The following is a 21908-nucleotide window of genomic DNA, read 5'->3' on the forward strand; positions in this document are numbered from 1 at the left end:
CATCTACCTTAAATTTATGATTTTTATCAAAATCATTAGGGGATTCCTCAGCGCTCAACCTGCAGCTGATGGCATTGTGATCACCGGTTTTGATGGCTACTTTAAAAATGCAGTCGTGTTTGAAGATATTAACGATAACGGAAAACTAGATCCGAAAGTTGATACTGTATTTGGCCTAACAAATAACAAAGGTCAAATTACACTATCAAAAGATGTGAAAATCACGCACCATTTAGCACTTAAAACGCTTATTCCAGGTGAGATGAGCAAGGAGCTTGCAATCAAGCTTGCTACTGCTAGCTCTACTATTGATACATATTCTGACTTCATGGATGTCTATACCACTGATATGGATCATGAAGGTCAACCAATGGCGAACTCGGTAGTATTCCGAGCGCCAACTAATGGTTCAATTGATAACGCAGTTATTTCACCTCTAACCGATCTTGTTGCTATTGAAATGCAGAAATCTGGTGTAGATATTGAGGCTGCGACAGCAGCAGTAAGTGCGAACCTAGGCGTGACTGATGAACAGCCAGTTGACCTATTCTCCGACTTTGTAAAAGACTCTGCTACTAATTTGGCAAGCGCTAAGCTGCATAAAACAGCACAAATTTTGACAGAATCTAAAGCGAAAAACCCTGCAGATTACGCAACAAATGCCGCTACAATTACGGAAAAAGCAGCAGATACCTCAGAAGCACTGGTAACCGAAAAGAACATGGGATCTGATGAGTTACTTAATACTAAACCTGTCATTGACCCATCAGCACCCTCTATCGTTATTACCAACATTAAATTGCTAATTAATAATGCAGCCAAAGCCGAAGTTGCTAAACAATTTGCCGAACTGAACCTACAAGAAAATACCGCTGCTACTCATGACATTCTCCTGCCAGAAAACCTTTTTGTTGATAATTTTGGCGATGGAGCAATCAGCGTACCAGTCGAAAAAGCCGCAATTAACGGTTCTGGCGTAACTGTAAAATTAGAAAATAATCTGTTAACGATCGACACCGCTGGTCTACAACTCTCTCAAGAGCAATTTATCGTAACTCTCACGGCTTCAGATCGTAACGAAGCAAATGGCTCATCGTTAAACGAACTGAGCGTTGCCTTTGTCATTGATATTGAGCTGAGCAATACAGCACCGACTGTAAGTAATGAGTACCAAACCTCACTACAAACCCAGATCAGCAATTGGGAACTAAAACAAGGTGTGCAATTTTCACAACAATTAGATCTAATGGGGCTATTTGATGACCGTGAAGGTGATAACCTAATCTACACAACCGACATCAATGCTGTAATCCCAGGCCTAACCGCTAAGCACGACCAACAAACAGGCAAGATCACTATCTCTGGACGTCCTTTAGCGGATCATATTGCTGGAAAAAAATTCACTATCATTGCAAATGATGGACACGTTAAAACACGTATCACATCACAACCAGCAGGCTTTACTTTGCCTGTGATTGCCGAAGGTACAATTACTGCCGTTCCTGGTATGCAAGAAAAAATGCAGGAAGTTGTAAACTCATGGGAGTTGCAAGTTGCTAAAGAATTTGATCAAACATTAGACGTTAGTGAATTATTCACTAGCGATATTAGTGGAGATACTGAGTACTACGCTCACTATGCCGCTCATGATAATCAGCCTGCAGAAAACCCGATCCACGGCGTACAAGTTTCTGTCGACCAAACAACAGGTCTAGTGACTCTTAAAGGTAAACCGACCAAAGAAGCAACAGGTGTAATCTTATACATAGCGAAAGGTGTTAATTTCTCTGGTGGCGACGAAAATGATATCGAATCAGAGATGATTCAAATCAAACTGCCAGATGTTCAATCAGCAGAATTAGGTTCTATCGAGATTAACCATGACGCTCGTAAAAAACTGAATGATAAAGCTGCTAGCTGGGCTCATGAGCTGCAGGTAGGCAAACTATTCGATCAAACACTGGATATTAGCGGCCTATTCCTCGGTGACTTTGACGGTACAGCTGAATACTACGCGAATTATGCTGAACATGACCATAGTGATGCCGAAAACCCAATCAATGGTGTAAAAGTAGAGGTGGATGCTAACGGCCTAGTAACGTTATACGGAACACCAACCAGAACAACTGATAGCGTTAAGCTATACGTCGCAAAAGGCTTCAACATTTTTGGTGGCAATGATAACGATATTGAATCAGAAATGGTCGCGATCCCATTGCCAAACGTTCAGCCGGGTGAGGACGTAACACCACCATCAGAAGGCCATCCACTTGAAGGGCAACCTTTATATTTTCTTGAGTGGGGCAATGATTACGAAAATGGTGGCTACGATCATACCCGTGTATGGTGTGATTCAACACTATATAAAGATGGCAAGGTATTTAGCAATACTCGTACATTGACAAACCTTACAACTTGTAGCGCTCCGACTGAAGAAGTTTTAGGAGCCAGCTATGTAATTGAAAATGAAAAATTAATCGCATCATTCCCATCAGAAGATAAGCCTTCAGAAATCGAAAAATTTACTCTGGAAGTTGTTGCGGATAAAGCCAGTATAGATATTGCTCCTAGTGCTAAAACGGTCATTTTCCGCGGTGATAATGAAGCAGAACGCTACACCTACTTCAGTCAAGCCGCAGAAGCAGAAGCTAGTATTAACATTTTGTCGAATGACTCATGGGATAAACGTTTTACAAAAATATACATGCCTGCCGACACTGACAATACTTGGGAACCAGTTACTGTTAGCGTAGCGCTTGACCAAAATCGTGCATATGTAAACTTTGATGCCGATGGCAAAGACTTTACATGTGAAACATACAACGAATGGTACGCATTTAGACAGTTGACGGATGGAGACAACAGCTACGTTGGTGGCTGTACCACTCTAATTGATGATGAAGAGAATAATCCAGGTGAAACTCTTTATCATTACGCTAGTGTTTATTTCGACTTATCCCAAGCGAATGTTGAAGTTGGTAAGGTTTACAGCTTTATCAGTACAGCACAGGAAAGTGACCGTGAATATGCAGAATCAGTAAAACTGAATATCAAATGGACAGGTGAATCTGATAACGATTAATCGTTAAATCGTAAAGCTATCCCCGCTATCGCGGGGCTAGCTTTTGTCTAATTTTCTATATTTAAACCATCAATTCACACACATCACATTCAGTAGTGATGAGCCTTTTATATGGTTGGTTTTACCGTTGGTAAATAAGCCGGTACGCTCAGCGCCCCAGTAAGGCAAGTGGATTGGCCATTGCTCGCCTACCATCAATTTCGCCTCTAACAAGGTTTGCCACTGCTCTGCATTGGGTAATTGCATTCCGATCTGCTGGCACAATTTTGCCGCACCTTCAAAGTTCAAACGGTTCCATGGCATTTCATACTCCATGTAAAACTGTTCCTCACTAAAAATCATGTAAGGCACTTTATATTGCGTGCCGTTGATCACCGCTTCGCGGCGTATGGTGACTTGCGTATCAGCGGGCTTTGGCACAATCGCGGCAACAGCCGGTTTTGGCTTCGCGATCGGTTTAGGTGCAGGAATAACCGTCGTCGATTGCTTTTTCTCTGCGACTTTCTTATCTGTATTGGCCTTAATGACCGTAGGTTGAGTAACGATAGGTTTTGCTGCTTTCGGCGTCGCGGCAGCCCCCTTTACCACTTCACGAATAAAAGCCTGTTGATACGGTTTGAGCGTTTTGACCGCTTTGAGCTCTTTAGTGGCTTGAGCAAAATCGTTGTATGGGCCAATCAAACAACGCGCATTACGACCTTCAATTTTGCCCCACACATCGGTACTGATCTTTTGATAGATCACCTTGGCTTCATCGACACTCAGCGGTTTAGACAACACGCCACACTGGATCCAAAAGGTCGATTCACTGCCTTTAGGTTGCTGTTTACCCCATAAACCATTACCAATTGGGCAAGATTTATCAAGCAATGGCAGCTCTTGCGCAGAGCTTTGAGTGGCATCGCATAAAAATTGCTCGCCATAACTGGTTGGACTAAAAAATATAAAACCTAATGCGACTGAACAAAGGAGTGTTGAAAGTGGCTTGGCTGATGCTGGCAGCAATTTAATATCCATATAGTAAACAGACCTTAGTTGTTATTGATTTAACGGCGGGCGACACGTGATGCACAACATCGAGATTGAGAAAGCCTAACAATGACACAGTGGCTTTAATTCGATGGCATCTCCCCAAACTAATAAATATTGTCATTATTGACGATTCACTGTTGAGAAAATGTGAATGCAAAAAAAGAGCCGTAATTTAATACGGCCCTTAGTGTAGAGAGTTTGTAATAGATAAATCTTAGGCTTAGATCACCTTTCAGGCTTTCACTGCTGATGAGGCTGGCGACATTGGGCAAATAAGTCCAATTCAGGCTGATAAACCTGCGTTTCAACATCCATAATACCGAGCAGTGAATGGAACAAATTATCGTGAGAATAATGTTCGGTTTGTTTCGCTTCCTGTTTCAAACAATCGTAGTTAACGGTTTTTAATTGCTTAAAGCCCGGAGACATCCATACAATCAGCGGTACCGTTGTTTGGTAATCAGGTGCTAGCGCGTAAGGTGCGCCATGCAAATAAAGCCCATCCTCCCCTAGAGACTCGCCATGATCCGATAGGTAAATAAGCGCAGTGTTATACTGAGATTCCAAACCCTTTAAACGTTCGATGATTTGGCTGAGAACATAATCGGTGTATCGAATACTGTTGTCATAGCTGTTAACGATCTGCTCATTGGTGCAATTTTCAATGTCGGCTCTAGGGCAATCCGGTTGGAAGATCGCCATCTCTTTTGGGTAACGCTTGTAATAAGTAGGTCCATGGCTACCAATAAGATGTAATGCAATCATACGATTGCCAGAAAGCTGGCGAATGTTTTTGTCAAAATCCTCTAACAGCACCATGTCGTAGCATGTATTGCCATCACAAAGGGCATCTTTACGATCATGATTCATCATCTCTTTCTTAATGTGTTTGGCGACACTTTTATCACCACCATCATCGTCTTCCCACATCATTGCAATGCCGGCTCGACTAAGAATATCAATCACATTATCTTGATTGTTAGCAATGTCATGATCGTAATTGTCATGAGTCAAATTAGAGAACATACACGGCAGCGAGACAGCGGTTGCGGTACCACACGAGCGTACGTCTTGGAACGAAACAACATCTAGCTTAGAAGTAAATGGATTGGTTTTTCGTGGATAACCGTTAAGTTGATAGTTTTGCGAACGCGCTGTTTCTCCGACAACTAATACGACCAACGTCGGCTTAGCTTGAGTCATTTTTAGAGCTTGCTCTGATTGACGCGCATCCAACCCCAACTCTTTATACGCGATAGGCGTAGTGAAGTAAGTATGTTTAAAATATTTAAAAGTACTATAAACAAATTGCGTCGGAACAATCTCTTTCTTCAGATAACTGTTGTTGCGACCAACCGAGGCGTAATCTTGATAATAGACGCTGGCAATGGCCACGATGACCACCACAGTCGCTACCATTGAAAGCAGCTTTTTAGCAAACAGCTTTAGTAATGACTCTGGTTGAAAAGAAACCATAGCGACAAAAAACGCCGGAACAATACCTAACAGCACGAACCATGCTAGCGAATATAAGCTCAGATAAGAGCTTGCTTCGCTGCTATCGGTTTGCATGATATTGGTGATCATATCCGCATCGAAAATCGTCCCGTAGTTAAAACCGGCATAGCTCACTAAGGCTGAACAAATCAACAAAATGATAAAGAAAGGTTTGCTTATATAAGGCCAGCTAAACAGACTAAAGATCAGCGTCAATGCCGCCCAGAAAAACAGAGGGATAGTACATATAAAGCCCAGCTTTACACTCTCCATCTGAGCAAAAATATGATGCAGTTCCTTATAGATGGGTAAGTTGAGTACCACTGCAAAATACAGTGCTAGCACGACGGTTAAGCTCGCATAGCTCATCTTGGTACGAAACAGATCGATAAAGTGAAATGGTATTTTTTTCACAGTAAATCCCCCACAATCGATAGCCAAGTAAACGCGGCTAATATCAGCGCAATAAATACCGCTGCCGAACCAATATCTTTTGCTCGACCGCTCAACTCATGCCATTCAGCCCCCACTCTATCCACCACCGCTTCAATAGCAGAATTAAGTAACTCAACAATCACTACGATGGCGACACTGCCCACCAACAATACCTTTTCAACTGTTCCGACTGGCAAAAAAACAGTAATAAAGATAGCAATAGCTAATAGAGCACACTCTTGGCGAAATGCAGCTTCATTGCGCCAAGCGGCTTTTAACCCCTGAATCGAATACCCAGTGGCATGCACAATACGACTAAACCCTGTTTTACCTGGCTTCACTCTCATTCCTTATTATTGTGTTTATTCTTTGATAACAAATACAAAGGCAGCGATATACCTTTACTAAGTGACATATCAGACACTAATTTCAACTAAAGTTCGAAGTTAGTTAACACAAACAAAGTTTTCAGAAATAAGCATAGGCGAAAAAAAGCCGCGACAGAGCGCGGCTTAGTATCAACAAACTAATTTAAAGGGCATTAGCCTTTATAGATTTTGGGATTAAACACATCTCGTAACCAGTCACCCAGCAAATTAATCACTAACACTAAGGTCACTAACACAATGCCCGGGAAGGCGGTAATCCACCAAGCACCTGAGAAGATGTAGTTAAAGCCAATACTGATCAATGCACCCAATGATGGTTGGTCTACCGGTAAGCCTAATCCTAGGAAGGAAAGCGCCGCTTCCGACATGATAGCGTTTGCTACCTGTACCGTCGAAATCACCAAAATCGGAGACAAACAGTTAGGCAGAATATGACGGAACATGATGCGAGGCGCTTTAAAGCCCATCACACGCGCCGCTTCCACATACTCTTTTTTCTTCTCTGCTAATACCGACGCTCGAATGGTACGCGCATACTGCGGCCACTCTGCCACACCAATAATCACCACTAGCATGATCACAGCATATTGATTGTAAAAATCACTGCCGAAGCTGGCTTTGAAAATCGCCGAGACGATAATAGCCACCATCATGGTCGAGAATGATAGCTGCACATCAGCAAAACGCATCAAGAAGCTATCGACACGGCCACCAAAGTAGCCCGCCGATAGACCAATAATGATACCGAGGAAGAGCTGTAAGCCGACAGCGAGAAAGCCGATAGTCAGGGATAAACGAGAACCGTACAAAATGGTTGATAAAATATCACGACCTTGCTCATCAGTACCCAAAACAAAGTGCTCTTCACCACCTTCCATCCAGGATGGTGGTAGCTCCGAATCCATGATATCAATCGAGGTAAGATCATAAGGGTCAGTTGGCGCCAAGACAGGCGCTGCCAGTGCCAGTACCAAGAACATCATAAAGACGGTAAAACTCGCCATCGCGACTTTATCGCGCTTGAAGTAATACAAGAAATCCGACTGTTTAAAACGTTGCCACGCCGACGGTGCAGATGAAGGAGCCGTTGAAATACTACTATGACTCATGACTAAGCTCCTTTTCCGGTTAAGTTAACCGTTGGGTTGATGATGCCGTAGAGCAAGTCAACAATGGTATTCGTAACCACGAAAATCAAACCAACAAAGATGACATAGGCGGTAATTAACGGCGTATCAACACGGTTAATTGCCTCTAGGAACAAAAAGCCCGTACCCGGCCATTGGAAAACGGTTTCCGTCAAAATGGTATAAGCCACCATGGTACCAATTTGTACACCACCGACGGTAAGAACCGGTAGCATGGTATTTTTCAGTGCATGTTGGTAATAGATTTTATTGAGGTTCAGCCCTTTAGCTTTGGCAAATTTAATGTATTCAGAGCTAAGCACTTCCAACATTTCAGAACGAACTAAACGAATAAACAGTGGCAACATAATTGAAGCTAACGCGATACACGGTAAGATCAGGTGTTTAAGACCATCTATAGTGAAAAAGCCCGACTCCCAGCCCAAGACATTCGCGGTTTCCCCTCGCCCATACGATGGCAACCACCCAAGCTCAATTGAGAAGACATACATCAGCATAATTGCGGTTAAGAACACTGGAATCGAGATGCCGACGCTACTCATTGCCATGATAAATTTGGTGAACATACTCTTAGGATGAATCGCCGAATAGACGCCAAGCGGTATTGATAACAAAACGATGATCAGCGTAGCCCCAAACACCAATTCTAACGTCGCCACCAGCTTATCTAAAATCACATCCACTGCTGGTCGCTTGAAGAAGTAAGATGTACCTAAGTCACCTTGCAGCGCGTTGCTGACAAAGCGAGTATATTTTGTGATAAAGGGATCGTTTAAGCCTAATTCATCACGCAGCGCTTGGCGCTCCGCTTCCGAAACCGACTGACCTACAAGCTCACGCAGCGGGTCACCCAGATTATCCTGAATGGCAAACGCCACTAAACTGATCACAAACATCACTATCAGTGCCTGATACAGGCGCTTGACCAGAAACGAAAACATTCCTTGCCCCTTAACTATCCATAGTGCTCTGATTGAGGTGTCTTTCTACCTGACAACCAAAGTAGATATTCAGCCTTAAAAACCACTCAACCCGACTGAAACAAAATTGAGCGTGTGTCTACCTAATCTGCGTCAGTAACGCTTATCTAGATTGGGCTTATTAAGGAGGGCATTGCACCCTCCTTATGACTACAGGATGTGATTATTCAACCACTAAGTCGCCAAAGTAAGGCATAACCATTGGGTTGACGATGTCTGCCGCTTTCACGTTAGATTTCGCGCCCCACGCTTCACTTTGCCAATGCAGTGGAACAAACGCTGCATCGTTGTATAGCGTCGCTTCTACGCCTTTCAGCATCGCTGCACGCTTAGCCGGATCGGTTTCTACGTTAGCCGCTTCTACGACCGCATCCATTTCTGGGTTTGAGTAGTAACCACAGTTGTATTGGCCTTTACCTGTTTCCGCATTGCGCGTCATGGTTAGGAATTCACTCAAGTTAGCCGAATCTTCGGTATCTGAGTGCCAGCCAATCATCAGCATATCGGCTGCACAGAGATCAAACTCAGGCCAGTACTGCGCTTTAGGCATGGTTTTCAGATCCACCTTGATGCCAATCTTCGATAGCATCGCAGCCGCCGCTTGTGCAACTTTCGCATCGTTCACATAACGGTTATTTGGCGCGATCATGCTCAGCGCAAAACCATCCTCATAACCCGCTTCTTTCATCAACTGCTTCGCTTTTTTCAGATCGTAACGTGGCACTAGTGCTTCATCATGGCCTACGTAACCTGCCGGACTTTGTTGACCTGCAGCAGTCGCGAAGCCTTTCATGATTTTCTTCACGATGCCTTCATTGTTGATCGCATGCACGATTGCTTGACGTACGCGAACGTCTTTCAACGCTTCATTGCTGTTTTGGTTCATTTGGAAAGTGATGATACGAGTACCTGGTAGTGTGACCAGATCGATGCCTTCCGCTGATTTAACGCGTTTGTGATCATTTGGCGCTACTGGGTGAATCATATCCACACCACCAGACAGTAGTGCTGCGACACGCGTTGCATCTTCTTTAATTGGCACCAAGGTCAGCTTATCAACGTTACCTTTAGAAGCGGTATCCCAGTAATCATTAAAGCGTTCAAATTCTACTTTTACGCCTTGTTCACGTTCAGTCACGATGAACGGACCAGTACCTGAAACATTGGTTGAGGCAAATGAGTTACCGTGCTTCACTACCTCAGATTTATCTTTGCCATCGGCGGTGTTACCTGAGTAAAACTTACTGTCCATTGGGAAGATGTAAGTCGCGGTTTGTAGAACCAGTGGGTATGGACCTTTGGTGACAAGGTCAAAAGTGTAATCATCCACTTTCACAATCTTTTCATATGGGTCGAAGATAGCTTTAAAATCTGGCGAGCTTTGTAGACGGTCAAACGTCCAAACCACATCATCAGCGGTCAAAGCATTGCCTGAGTGGAACTTCACCCCTTCACGCAGTTTGAAGCGCATGGTTTTATCATCAATACGCTCCCAGCTTTGCGCAAGGCGCGGTTCAAAATCCATCTCTTGAGTAAAGCGAACAAGTGGATCAAATACCATGTGTGACATTTGCAGCGTACCGCCAGATAACTGCTCATGCGGGTCTAACGAAACAGGGTCAGCTGCGTAGCCAACTTTGATATCTGCCGCCATTGCATTAAAGCTTAGACCAGCAGCCATTAGCGCCACTGCTAATTTGCTTTTCATGGTTTTCATTGCATAACTCCTTATGCGGGATCCAATCCCTAGTTGTTGTGTTTGCATCTATTTGATTTGATAGCTAAGCGGTGACTTTGCTATCCACGGCTTGTGCCGCTTCTACTTCTTCTCTTAAGCCAGTAAATTCCGGCATTAATGAAATCAATTGTTTGCTGTAAGCATGCTGAGGCTGAGTGAACAATTGCTCAGTTGGAGCCACCTCCAATAGCGTCCCCATTTGCATTACACCCACTCGATCGCACATTTGACGAATGACGGGCAAGTCGTGACTGATAAACAGCATGGTGAGGTTGAGCTCACTTTGTAAATCTTTCAGCAGGTTAAGAATTTGCGCCTGTACTGATACATCCAATGCTGAGGTCGGCTCATCACAAATCAGCAAGCGTGGACGTGTTGCCAATGCACGAGCAATAGAAATACGCTGGCGCTGACCACCAGAAAACTCATGTGGGTACTTCACCCCAGCCATAACGCCCAAACCAACGTGATCCAAAAGATCGTTAACGATCTGTCGCGTTTCTGTTTCATTGCGCGTGAGTTTATGAAAACGGATTGGCTCAGCGATAATATCGAACACTTTCATGCGCGGATTCATCGAAGTATATGGATTTTGGAAAACCATCTGCATTTGACGACGGATCGGACGACGTTCTTTCTCTGAACGCAGTGAAGTCAGGTCAATACCTTCAAACGTAACGCGTCCTGAATTAGGTGCATAAAGACCGGCGATCACACGAGCAATGGTCGACTTACCAGAACCAGATTCCCCAACCAAACCGAACGTCTCACCCTCTTTTACTTCGAAGCTGACGTTATTCGAAGCTTGTACATATTCACGACGACTTTCAAATAGAGAGTCTTTAGTAATAAAGCGAAGATTGACGTTTTCCACTTCCAGCAGAGCACCGCTATAGTCACGCTGATCTTGGCTTTGACCTAACCAGTGATTTTTAATATCCAGTGGCTTTAGCTCGGAAGCTTGTTCGATATAGCTCACCAGAGGAAAACGCTCTAGTTTCATGTCTGAACGTGGTACGGCAGAAATCAAACTGCGAGTATAGGAGTGATCGGGATCGCCTAAGACTTTCGCGGTTGGACCAAATTCAACTAGATCGCCTCGATACATGACCGCGACACGATCGGTCACATTAGAGACCACGCCCATGTCGTGAGTAACCAACATACAACCGACATTGTTCTTGATGCATAAATCACGAATAAGCGTCAGAATTTGATCTTGGATAGAAACATCCAATGCGGTGGTTGGCTCATCAGCAATGATAAGGTCAGGTTCGCCAGCAAGGGCGATCGCAATGACAACACGCTGACGCATGCCACCAGAAAATTGGTGTGGATACTGTTTAAGACGGTTTTCTGGTTGTGGAATACCCACTTGGTTCATTAAATTAAGTGCGCGCTGATACGCTTCCTCATCCGAAACCTTCATGTTGGCATGAATCGTTTCTTTGATTTGCTGTTCAACGGTAAATAACGGGTTAAGTGATGTCATCGGATCTTGGAAGATGAAACCGATTTTTGAACCACGAACTCGACGCATTTGCTGCGGAGTTAATCCCGATATTTTTTCGCCTTCTAAGAACACTTCACCGTCTGCGATCGTGCCCGGAGGGCTAAGTAGATCGATAACTGCATTGCCTACGGTTGATTTACCGGCCCCCGACTCACCGACTACGCCAACGATCTCACCACGTTCGATATTAAACGACAGTGATTTAACCGCTGCATGAACACCATGACGCGATGGGTATTCGATACGCAGGTTTCTTACTTCTAAAAGTGACATTACCAGACCTCTACTGCTTTGACAGCTTTCTGCCCTGTCTGAAAAACTGAATCCATTCATTTACCAGAATATCGTTCTGTCCAATATTAGCTGTTCAATTTGGCAAATAATTCACACAAAAGCAACATTTACAGTGGAAAAATTTAGTTTTGCGCATATTTTAAGCAACTAATAAACACAACAATGCATAAAAATACAATTATTGATAAGAAAAACTGATAAGCAAGCGCCAACATTTACTGCTATTACTGGCTACCTAGTGATTATTATCTAAATTACTGTTAAATCTCTGCGCATAATCAATCAATTTAGTGAATTAAGCGTCATTAACAAAAAAAACACATAACACTGCCATTAAGATGAATGAGTAATATTTAGAACCAACCAGAAACCACACAACCAGTGATTAACTTCACACAACAAGCACGACTCAAGCTTTAATTCTATTTTTACCACCCAAAAAGAATCAGATGAAAACCATCTATTTTGCCGCATGGCTTAAAGCATGAAGGTGAGTAATATGACGAGTGAAATAAAGCTAAGAGCGGATCAGCTGAGACAGTAATGTTATAAAAACCCAGTAAAGAGCAGATAAAGGCATCGATGAGGAGAATAAAGAAAAGGGTAAGCGATTAGTCATTACTGACCATGACGATTTGTATAACTAGCGGCTACGTAAACAATATGAAGAAAGAATTAGCTAAAGCACAGATGCAAAAAAGCCCTAGTCTTTCGACTAGGGCTTCGTATAGTGGTCGGTGAAGAGGGATTCGAACCCCCGACCCTCTGGTCCCAAACCAGATGCGCTACCAAGCTGCGCTATTCACCGACAAGGTTTTATCTTAACTTTCATCAAGAAAGGAAGCAAAGCTACCTATATAATGGGGTGGCTAACGAGGCTTGAACTCGCGACAACCGGAATCACAATCCGGGACTCTACCAACTGAGCTATAGCCACCACAATTTGTGTGTTTAATGCCATCTAAGCAATAAACTAAATAGTGGTCGGTGAAGAGGGATTCGAACCCCCGACCCTCTGGTCCCAAACCAGATGCGCTACCAAGCTGCGCTATTCACCGACTTAAGTTTCTTCTCGATTTTCATCAAGAAAGGGAGCAAATGCTACCTGAATAATGGGGTGGCTAACGAGGCTTGAACTCGCGACAACCGGAATCACAATCCGGGACTCTACCAACTGAGCTATAGCCACCACTGTTTTTTACCGATAATACTTCCGAGGCACATGGTGCGCCCGAAAGGATTCGAACCTTCGACCTTTGGCTCCGGAGGCCAACGCTCTATCCAGCTGAGCTACGGGCGCATGCCCTATCGGCGGAGAGGAATAATACGGATATCACACTATTGCGTCTAGTACTTTTTCAACTTTTTTTACCGTTTGACGCCTTTTTCAGCAACATAGACTAATTAAAAACCAATCCTGCGTGTGATGTACCCCCTGTCGCTGGGAAGTTATTGTTTATTGCAACAACTTATCGGGATATAATCACCTAATGTTTACATTGATTTAACAGCCTTGCTTGCTGTTCGTCAATTTACACACTAATAAAAGGTAAGCTTGAACTTACCCTCAGGAATGTACAGTGAGTTTAATGGATATGTCTCGAAAAATCTTAACCACCTTAATCGCTGCCGTCGCCTTTTCTGGCGCCGCCTTTGCAGCAAGTGTGAACCAAGAAGAATACGATGCGATAGCAGAAAGGATCAAACCTGTTGGTAATGTTTATTTAGCGGGCAGTGAACCTGTGGTCGCGGAACCAACCGGTCCTCGTGATGGCGCGAGTGTTTATGGCACCTTCTGTATTGCTTGTCATGCCACAGGCGTCAGTGGCGCACCTAAGATTGGTGATGCTGCAGATTGGGCTCCTCGCATTGCTCAAGGCGAAGCGGTGCTAAATGACCACGCTATTAATGGCTTCAATGCGATGCCAGCCAAAGGGGCATGTATGGATTGTTCTGATGAAGAAATCATCGCAGCCATCAAACACATGACTGATGGCCTATAAAAACGGCTACTGGATTAAATGATGCACGTGAAAAAGGCTTGGTCGAAACCAAGCCTTTTGTGTTTTTAATCGTACTGATTTGCAGTCGCTACCTTTAACCCAGGTTTAGGCGAATCAATTTAACTTCGTTACTTTTTATTAAACATCGATCTTAAATTGGCAATGTGCGCCTGCCCTTTCGCCATACGCTCTTCTTGGGTGACCGGCTTCTTCGTCTGTTCCCACTCCACATCATCAAATGGCAATTCATCTAAGAAGCGGCTTTGCGTTGGTTTCAGTAACTCACCATATTGGCGACGTTCACGGCACATGGTAAAGGTCAGCTCTTTCTGTGCACGAGTGATCCCCACGTACATCAAGCGACGCTCTTCTTCGACGTTATCTTCATCAATACTGGTTTGGTGTGGCAAGATGCCCTCTTCCGAACCGAGCAGATAGACGTAAGGGAACTCCAAACCTTTCGAAGCGTGTAGCGTCATCAATTGCACTGCATCACTGTCTTCATCTTCTTCATTACGCTCCATCATATCGCGCAGCGTTAGACGTTGAACCACCTCTTTTAAGGATTTCGCTTCTTGGTCGTAATTATCACCTTCTAAATCAGCCACAATCCACGAGTAGAGATCCGAGACGTTTTTCATCCGCATTTCTGCCGCTTTCGGGCTTGAAGATGTCTCATACAACCAATCTTCATAATGGATATCACGCACCAATGATCGTACCGCTTCAACTGTATCGCCACGCTCAGCTTGATCGGCGATCTTCACCAGCCAGGTCGTAAAGCGCTGTAAATTCTCTAAACCTCGTCCAGTAAGATGCTGCTCGAGGCCCATTTCAAAGCTGGCCTCAAATAGGCTTTTACCACGCATGTTAGCGTAACTGCCAAGCTTCTCTAGAGTGACCGGGCCAATCTCACGCTTAGGCGTGTTGACAATACGTAGGAATGCATTGTCATCATCTGGGTTTACCAATACTTTTAGGTAAGCCATGATGTCCTTGATTTCTGCGCGTGCAAAAAACGACGTGCCGCCAGACAATTTGTATGGCACCCGGTTTTGCATCAGTGACTTTTCAATCAGACGAGATTGGTGATTGCCACGGTACAAAATCGCATAGTCGCGGTAGTTGGTACGATTAAGAAACTTATGCGCAATGATCTCACCGGTCACACGTTCCGCTTCATGATCTTCATTTTTCGCCAGTAGCACTTTGAGTTTTTCGCCATCAGGCAGCTCAGAGAACAACGATTTCTCGTATACGTGCGGGTTATTGGCGATCAAAATGTTGGCACAACGCAGAATTCGGTTGGTCGAACGATAGTTTTGCTCCAACTTGATCAGTTTTAAGTTCGGGTAATCTTGCCCCAACAACACTAAGTTTTGCGGTTTTGCCCCACGCCATGAGTAAATTGATTGGTCATCATCGCCCACCACCGTCAAACGCTCGCGCTGGCCGACTAACAAACGTACTAATTCATACTGGCTGGTGTTGGTATCTTGATATTCATCCACCAGCAGGTAACGAATGCGATTCTGCCAACGCGTTCGAGCTTCTTCGTTGGTCCGCAGTAACAATACCGGCAATGCGATCAAATCATCAAAATCGAGCGCGTTGTAGGCTCGCATCTGTTTCTGGTACATCTCAAAACAAAAAGCAAACAACTGCTGTTGCTCGCCTTGAGCGTAGGCTTTAGCTTGCTCTGGCGTGAGCATGTCGTTCTTCCAGTTGGATATCGCGCTGAGCAATTGGCGCAGCAGATCTTTATCGCCATCCAATTGGGTTTCGGTCAGCTCTTTGAGTAGTGCCAACTGGTCTTGATCATCAAACAGCGAAAAGCCCGCTTTTAAGCCCAGGTGCTTGTGTTCACGCTTGATGATGTTAAGACCTAAGGTATGGAAGGTGGAAACCATCAAGCCTTTTGCTTCTTGCTTACCTAATGTTTGCCCAACGCGCTCTTTCATTTCACGCGCGGCTTTATTGGTAAAGGTTACCGCAGCAATGTTACGCGCCTTGTAACCACACTGCTGAACCAAATAAGCGATTTTGTTCGTGATAACACGAGTTTTGCCTGAGCCTGCGCCTGCCAACACAAGACATGGGCCTGACACATACTTTACCGCTTGATCTTGTCCGGGGTTCAGCTTCATGAGGGTCTCATCTCGAAAAAATATTGCCGCTTATAATAATAGTGCAACCTTGTTATTACCATGATTAATGGTAGGCCAAATAATTTCACTCAAAACGAAGAAAAATCATTGGATTGACAAGATTTTTACAGATTTAGGGCCATACTATATTGCAAACACTGGCCGATTTTGGCCTAATAATGAATGAACGTTCATTCATTAGTGATAGGAAAAATGTCAAGAAAGATCTCTTTAGATAAACACGCACAAATTTTAGCTGCAGCGGAAAAGCTAATTGCAGACTCAGGCTTTCATGGCCTGTCGATGCAAAAAGTCGCCACGGCAGCAGGAGTCGCCGCGGGTACCATTTATCGATATTTTTCTGACAAAGAACAATTACTCAATGAAGTTCGACTTCATGTAGCCAAACGTATAGCCACAGCCGTTCAAAGCGGCGTAACGGACGATATGCCCTTAAAAACGGCCTTCCATACTATGTGGCTAAACATTTGGAACCTGGCATCCTGTGAGATGGATGCACTAAGTAGCCGAGTCCAATATGAATCTCTTCCCGCGACCGACGATCAACAGGTTAGGGAACTTGAGCGCAAAATGTTTGACCAAGTAGAGCGTTTGTTTATTGAAGGCAAGAAACAAAAGATATTTAAGCAATTGGATAATCAAGTGCTATTTGTTTTGAGCTTTGAATCAAGTGTCACCCTTGCGAGAAAACACGCGCTGGGATTCTATAAACTGAAAGATGACGAATTAGACGCCGTCATCGAAGCCAGTTGGGATGCAATAATTACTCATTAACTTGGAGTTCCAATTAGAATGAAAAAGTGGACTTTCTTCATGTTACTTATTGCGATACTACTGTTCGGTAGTGTGATAGGTTTCAATCTGTTCAAGCAGCATAAAATTGCCGAATACATGGCGAACCGACCCGAGGCGGAATTCCCCGTCACCGCCATTACGGTTAAATCGGTAGATTGGGTACCAGTGATCGAGGCGATCGGCTTCATCGAACCCAATCAGGGCGTTACCCTCGCCAATGAAACCAGCGGTATTATTGATAACATTAGCTTTGATTCAGGAACCCAAGTCGAGCAAGACCAACTTCTGGTTGAGCTAGATTCTGCAGTCGAGCAAGCCAATCTCAAAAGTGCTCAAGCCAAAGTTCCTGCGGCAAAAGCCAAATACAAGCGTTACCAGGGCCTCTTCAAGAAAGGCTCCATCTCTAAAGAAGCACTCGATGAAGCTGGTGCAAATTACTTCTCTCTTGTTGCTGATGTCGAAAGTTTAAAAGCCTCTATCGATCGTCGTGAAATCCGTGCACCTTTCGCCGGTGAAGTGGGTATCCGTAACGTTTATCTTGGTCAATATCTGCAAACCGGTACTGACATTGTCCGTTTAGAAGACACCAGTGTGATGCGTTTACGTTTCACCGTTCCGCAAACCGATATCTCTCGTATCAATCTAGGCCAAGAAGTCGACATTTTCGTTGATGCTTACCCTGAACGTCCATTCAAAGGCGCAATTACGGCCATAGAACCAGCCGTTGCAGTACAAAGTGGCTTGATTCAAGTGCAAGCAAGCATTCCAAACAGCGATGGTAAATTACGTAGCGGCATGTTCGCGCGTGCCAATATCATTTTACCACTCGTTGCTGATCAAGTGACCTTGCCGCAAACCGCGATTACCTACACCTTATACGGCGATAATGTTTACATTATTACTGAAAAAGACGGAGAGAAACGCGTAACACAGCAAGTGGTGAAAGTGGGCGAACGTGCAACAGATATCGCTCATATTCTTGAAGGCGTAAAACCCGGTGATGTCGTTGTCACCTCTGGTCAGGTTCGTCTGAGTAACCATGCCAAAGTGCGTGTGGTTGAAGACACGGCCCTTACTCCACCAAAAGAAACACCAATGCTGTAACCGGAGGCTTCATGCGCTTTACTGATGTTTTTATTAAACGTCCAGTTTTAGCGGTATCGATCAGTTTCTTGATTGCTTTGCTTGGTCTTCAAGCAATCTTCAAGATGCAGGTTCGAGAATACCCTGAAATGACAAATACCGTGGTCACGGTGACCACCGGTTACTACGGTGCCAGTGCAGACTTAATCCAAGGCTTTATTACTCAGCCATTGGAGCAAGCCGTTGCACAGGCCGACAATATTGATTTCATGACGTCACAATCGGTACTCGGTCAATCAACGATTACTGTGACAATGAAGCTCAATACCGATCCCAACGCGGCATTGGCAGACATACTGGCAAAAACCAACTCGGTGCGGTCACAACTACCGAAAGAAGCGGAAGATCCGACAGTAAGTATGTCGACCGGTTCAACAACGGCGGTTCTCTACATCGGTTTTACCAGTGATGATCTCTCTTCAAGCCAGATCACCGATTACCTTGAGCGTGTGATTAACCCACAGCTGTTCACGGTCAATGGTGTATCCAAAGTCGACATGTATGGTGGTATGAAATACGCCCTACGTGTTTGGCTTGACCCATACAAAATGGGCGCGCTTGATCTCACTGCAACCGATGTTATGGGCGTTCTTAGTGCCAACAACTATCAATCCGCCACAGGCCAAGCCACTGGTGAGTTTGTGTTGTATAACGGCAGTGCTGACACTCAGGTTTCTAATGTTGAAGAGCTCAAAGCACTCGTGGTGAAAACCGGTAAAGGTAACGTTATTCGCTTAGGTGATATTGCTAAGGTCACTTTAGACAAGAGTCACGACGTTTACCGCGCCAGTGCTAATGGCAAAGAAGCTGTGGTCGCAGCAATCAATGCCGCGCCAAGCGCGAACCCAATCAACATTGCTGCAGATGTAATGGCGTTACTGCCTCAACTAGAGCGTAACTTACCTAGCAACATCAAAATGAACATCATGTATGACTCCACGATTGCCATCAACGAGTCGATTCATGAAGTTATCAAAACCATTTTGGAAGCCGCTTTGATTGTATTGGTGGTGATCACCATTTTCCTCGGTTCGTTCCGAGCGGTTGTGATCCCTATCGTCACCATTCCACTCTCACTGATTGGTGTGGCGATGGTAATGCAAGGCATGGGCTTCTCGTGGAACTTGATGACACTGTTGGCGATGGTTTTGGCTATCGGTCTGGTGGTGGATGACGCCATCGTGGTATTGGAAAACGTTGACCGTCATATCAAAGAAGGCGAATCCCCATTCCGTGCTGCGATTATTGGTACGCGTGAAATCGCCGTTCCGGTTATCGCAATGACACTGACATTAGGTGCGGTATATGCGCCAATCGCTTTGATGGGTGGTATTACCGGTGCGCTATTTAAAGAGTTTGCGCTGACCTTGGCGGGTGCGGTTTTTGTTTCAGGTATCATCGCATTAACACTATCACCAATGATGTGTTCGAAGATGCTGAAAGCCACCGACAAGCCAAGCAAGTTTGAACAAACCGTGCATCACTTCCTCGATAAGATGACCAATCGCTACGAAAGCATGATTGACGCGGTAATGAAACATCGCCCAGTTGTGATTGCCTTTGCGATAATCGTCTTTGCCACTCTTCCGATCCTGTTTAAGTTCATCCCAAGTGAACTGGCACCATCAGAAGATAAAGGCGTGGTGGTGTTACTGGGTACTGGCCCAGCGAATGCCAACTTAGACTATTTGCAAAACACCATGAATGACGTGAATAAGATTCTGTCAGACCAACCTGAAGTGGAATACGCTCAGGTCTTCACTGGTGTACCAAACTCCAACCAAGCCTTTGGTCTTGCGACACTAAAACCGTGGAGCCAACGTGATGCCAGCCAAGCTGAAATCACTAAGCGCGTCGGCGATTTGGTCGCTAATGTACCAGGCATGGCAGTAACGGCATTCCAGATGCCAGAACTACCAGGGGCGGGTTCAGGTCTACCGTTGCAGTTCGTTATTACGACACCAAATAGCTTTGAGAGCTTGTTCACTATCGCCAGCGATATCCTGACACAAGTGATGAAGAGCCCAATGTTTGTCTATTCTGATCTCGATTTGAACTATGGTTCTGCCACAATGAAAATCAGCATCGATAAAGATAAAGCAGGTGCGTATGGCGTAACGATGCAAGATATCGGTATCACCTTAAGTACCATGATGGCCGATGGTTATGTAAACCGTATCGACCTCAACGGCCGTTCATACGAAGTAATCCCTCAGGTAGAGCGTAAATGGCGCTTAAACCCTGAATCAATGGATAACTACTACGTCAGAACAGCCAGTGGTGAATCGATTCCACTTGGCAGCTTAATCAACATTGATGTAGTAGCCGCACCTCGTGCCCTACCTCACTTTAACCAGCTCAACTCAGCAACTGTCGGCGCGGTCCCTGCGCCGGGTGTGGCAATGGGTGATGCGGTGAAGTGGTTTGAAGATGTCGCGCAAAGCAGCTTGCCTACCGGCTATAACCACGACTATATGGGTGAATCACGCCAGTTCGTCACCGAAGGGAGCGCTCTATACGCCACCTTTGGCTTGGCATTGGCAATCATCTTCCTTGTTTTGGCTATTCAGTTCGAATCGATTCGTGACCCACTGGTCATCATGGTATCCGTACCACTGGCCATTTGTGGCGCCCTGATAGCCTTGGCTTGGGGGACGGCGACGATGAACATCTACTCGCAAGTTGGTTTGATTACCTTGGTGGGCCTGATCACCAAACACGGTATCTTGATTTGTGAAGTGGCCAAAGAAGAGCAGTTACATAACAAGCTTTCACGCATTGACGCGGTGAAAGAAGCGGCGAAAGTACGTCTTCGCCCAATTCTGATGACCACCGCAGCGATGATCGCCGGCCTGATACCACTGCTCTATGCATCGGGTGCCGGTGCTGCACAGCGCTTTAGTATTGGTATTGTTATCGTATCTGGTCTGGCGATTGGTACACTATTCACGCTGTTTGTACTGCCAGTGATTTATAGTTACTTAGCAGAGCAACACAAACCACTACCTGTGTTTGTTGAAGATAAAGACTTAGAAAAACTGGCACGAGTGGATGAAGCGAAAGCTGTTCACCGTGAACGAGCAAATAAACCAAGTTAAGATTTATACCTCTCTATAAAGGCCACCTCGGTGGCCTTTTTTTCATTAGTACAAAAAGAAACCAGGCTACCAATGAGTAAAGAGTCGATTTTTTAGCATCAAAATGGCGACTTTCGCGTATCAATTACATAGAATGAATCCAAAGATACAGGAGTGTTCACACCATGTTTGACCCAAAGAAATTAGAGCAAATCGCGAAACAAATTCATGATTCAATGCCTCAGCCAGTAAAAGACCTTGGCTCAGATGTTGACCAAAAAGTACGTCAAGTAATCCAAGGCCAACTTAACAAACTCGACGTCGTTAGCCGCGAAGAGTTCGACGTGCAAACTCAAGTGCTACTACGTACTCGCCAAAAGCTAACTGAAATGGAAAAGAAACTGTCTGATCTAGAAGCAAAGCTAGCGGATAAATAGCGAGAAGCGAGAAGCGAGAAGCGAGAAGCGAGAAGCGAGAAGCGAGAAGCGAGAAATTAAAAAGGCTTGGTCCATACGGAACAAGCCTTTTTTGTTGATGCTGTTTTTATCTTTATTTTTGCGCCTTCGATTCAAATCAAGAACGCAGGGATAAGGCTCCAGTTCCTAAAGAGAAGA

14 protein-coding genes and 5 tRNA genes are annotated in these 21908 nt (G+C 44.7%); 6 read left to right on the forward strand and 13 right to left on the reverse strand.

Annotated elements, in window-relative coordinates:
• The first annotated feature begins 76 nt into the window (after positions 1-76).
• On the forward strand, positions 77-3082 hold the full coding sequence (locus tag RJD38_RS05980; RefSeq protein ID WP_367971408.1) for a hypothetical protein: 3006 nt from the start codon (positions 77-79) through the stop codon (positions 3080-3082).
• Between the two features lie 69 nt (positions 3083-3151).
• On the opposite strand, the gene RJD38_RS05985 is transcribed toward RJD38_RS05980, so the two are convergent.
• From RJD38_RS05985 to RJD38_RS06040, 12 genes are all read right to left on the reverse strand, one after another.
• The gene (locus tag RJD38_RS05985; RefSeq protein WP_065545918.1) at positions 3152-4099 is read right to left on the reverse strand and encodes an SPOR domain-containing protein; all 948 of its coding nucleotides are present in this window, start codon (positions 4097-4099) and stop codon (positions 3152-3154) included.
• A gap of 255 nt (positions 4100-4354) precedes the next feature.
• Positions 4355-5980: a phosphoethanolamine transferase gene (locus tag RJD38_RS05990; protein ID WP_065546004.1), complete on the reverse strand. Its 1626-nt coding sequence runs from the start codon at positions 5978-5980 to the stop codon at positions 4355-4357.
• A gap of 41 nt (positions 5981-6021) precedes the next feature.
• Positions 6022-6387 carry a diacylglycerol kinase gene (locus tag RJD38_RS05995; protein ID WP_065545917.1) on the reverse strand — a complete coding sequence of 122 codons (366 nt, stop codon included), beginning with the start codon at positions 6385-6387 and terminating at the stop codon, positions 6022-6024.
• Positions 6388-6587: 200 nt separating this feature from the next.
• The gene (locus RJD38_RS06000; RefSeq protein ID WP_065545916.1) at positions 6588-7544 is read right to left on the reverse strand and encodes an ABC transporter permease; all 957 of its coding nucleotides are present in this window, start codon (positions 7542-7544) and stop codon (positions 6588-6590) included.
• Between the two features lie 2 nt (positions 7545-7546).
• On the reverse strand, positions 7547-8524 hold the full coding sequence (locus RJD38_RS06005; RefSeq protein ID WP_005594523.1) for an ABC transporter permease: 978 nt from the start codon (positions 8522-8524) through the stop codon (positions 7547-7549).
• Between the two features lie 202 nt (positions 8525-8726).
• Positions 8727-10280, reverse strand: a complete 1554-nt coding sequence (locus tag RJD38_RS06010) for an ABC transporter substrate-binding protein (RefSeq protein ID WP_005594522.1) — start codon at positions 10278-10280, stop codon at positions 8727-8729.
• Positions 10281-10344: 64 nt separating this feature from the next.
• Positions 10345-12087, reverse strand: a complete 1743-nt coding sequence (locus tag RJD38_RS06015) for a dipeptide ABC transporter ATP-binding protein (protein ID WP_005594520.1) — start codon at positions 12085-12087, stop codon at positions 10345-10347.
• Positions 12088-12839: 752 nt separating this feature from the next.
• Positions 12840-12916 (reverse strand) — tRNA-Pro (locus RJD38_RS06020).
• 53 nt (positions 12917-12969) lie between these two features.
• Positions 12970-13045 (reverse strand) — tRNA-His (locus RJD38_RS06025).
• Between the two features lie 44 nt (positions 13046-13089).
• Positions 13090-13166: transfer RNA gene (locus tag RJD38_RS06030), tRNA-Pro, on the reverse strand.
• Positions 13167-13221: 55 nt separating this feature from the next.
• Positions 13222-13297 (reverse strand) — tRNA-His (locus RJD38_RS06035).
• 34 nt (positions 13298-13331) lie between these two features.
• Positions 13332-13408, reverse strand: a tRNA-Arg gene (locus RJD38_RS06040).
• A gap of 289 nt (positions 13409-13697) precedes the next feature.
• On the opposite strand from RJD38_RS06040, the gene RJD38_RS06045 reads away from it, so the two are divergent.
• The gene (locus RJD38_RS06045; RefSeq protein ID WP_005595533.1) at positions 13698-14111 is read left to right on the forward strand and encodes a c-type cytochrome; all 414 of its coding nucleotides are present in this window, start codon (positions 13698-13700) and stop codon (positions 14109-14111) included.
• A 128-nt stretch (positions 14112-14239) separates the two neighbouring features.
• On the opposite strand, the gene rep is transcribed toward RJD38_RS06045, so the two are convergent.
• On the reverse strand, positions 14240-16258 hold the full coding sequence (gene rep, locus RJD38_RS06050; protein WP_065545915.1) for a DNA helicase Rep: 2019 nt from the start codon (positions 16256-16258) through the stop codon (positions 14240-14242).
• Between the two features lie 213 nt (positions 16259-16471).
• Here rep and RJD38_RS06055 point away from each other — a divergent pair, with 213 nt between their 5' ends.
• From RJD38_RS06055 to RJD38_RS06070, 4 genes are all read left to right on the forward strand, one after another.
• Positions 16472-17053 (forward strand): TetR/AcrR family transcriptional regulator, encoded by a 582-nt coding sequence (locus RJD38_RS06055; protein WP_005595535.1) that lies wholly within the window; start codon positions 16472-16474, stop codon positions 17051-17053.
• Positions 17054-17071: 18 nt separating this feature from the next.
• A complete protein-coding gene (locus RJD38_RS06060; protein ID WP_065545914.1) occupies positions 17072-18178 on the forward strand; it encodes an efflux RND transporter periplasmic adaptor subunit in 1107 nt (368 codons plus the stop codon).
• A gap of 11 nt (positions 18179-18189) precedes the next feature.
• On the forward strand, positions 18190-21315 hold the full coding sequence (locus tag RJD38_RS06065) for a multidrug efflux RND transporter permease subunit (protein ID WP_005595537.1): 3126 nt from the start codon (positions 18190-18192) through the stop codon (positions 21313-21315).
• 164 nt (positions 21316-21479) lie between these two features.
• On the forward strand, positions 21480-21731 hold the full coding sequence (locus RJD38_RS06070) for a ubiquinone biosynthesis accessory factor UbiK (RefSeq protein WP_005595538.1): 252 nt from the start codon (positions 21480-21482) through the stop codon (positions 21729-21731).
• The last annotated feature ends 177 nt before the right edge of the window (positions 21732-21908 follow it).

It is taken from the genome of Vibrio scophthalmi (assembly GCF_040869025.1).
Taxonomy (GTDB): Bacteria; Pseudomonadota; Gammaproteobacteria; order Enterobacterales; family Vibrionaceae; genus Vibrio; species Vibrio scophthalmi.

What these genes read in the sequence shown, in the direction of transcription:
- RJD38_RS06055 (WP_005595535.1), top strand. Translation starts at nt 16,472, where the DNA reads ATGTCAAGAAAGATCTCTTTAGATAAACACGCACAAATTTTAGCTGCA.
- RJD38_RS05985 (WP_065545918.1), bottom strand. Translation starts at nt 4,099, where the DNA reads ATGGATATTAAATTGCTGCCAGCATCAGCCAAGCCACTTTCAACACTC.
- RJD38_RS06070 (WP_005595538.1), top strand. Translation starts at nt 21,480, where the DNA reads ATGTTTGACCCAAAGAAATTAGAGCAAATCGCGAAACAAATTCATGAT.
- RJD38_RS06010 (WP_005594522.1), bottom strand. Translation starts at nt 10,280, where the DNA reads ATGAAAACCATGAAAAGCAAATTAGCAGTGGCGCTAATGGCTGCTGGT.
- RJD38_RS06005 (WP_005594523.1), bottom strand. Translation starts at nt 8,524, where the DNA reads ATGTTTTCGTTTCTGGTCAAGCGCCTGTATCAGGCACTGATAGTGATG.
- RJD38_RS05990 (WP_065546004.1), bottom strand. Translation starts at nt 5,980, where the DNA reads ATGAGCTATGCGAGCTTAACCGTCGTGCTAGCACTGTATTTTGCAGTG.
- rep (WP_065545915.1), bottom strand. Translation starts at nt 16,258, where the DNA reads ATGAAGCTGAACCCCGGACAAGATCAAGCGGTAAAGTATGTGTCAGGC.
- RJD38_RS06045 (WP_005595533.1), top strand. Translation starts at nt 13,698, where the DNA reads ATGGATATGTCTCGAAAAATCTTAACCACCTTAATCGCTGCCGTCGCC.
- RJD38_RS06000 (WP_065545916.1), bottom strand. Translation starts at nt 7,544, where the DNA reads ATGAGTCATAGTAGTATTTCAACGGCTCCTTCATCTGCACCGTCGGCG.
- RJD38_RS06065 (WP_005595537.1), top strand. Translation starts at nt 18,190, where the DNA reads ATGCGCTTTACTGATGTTTTTATTAAACGTCCAGTTTTAGCGGTATCG.
- RJD38_RS06060 (WP_065545914.1), top strand. Translation starts at nt 17,072, where the DNA reads ATGAAAAAGTGGACTTTCTTCATGTTACTTATTGCGATACTACTGTTC.
- RJD38_RS06015 (WP_005594520.1), bottom strand. Translation starts at nt 12,087, where the DNA reads ATGTCACTTTTAGAAGTAAGAAACCTGCGTATCGAATACCCATCGCGT.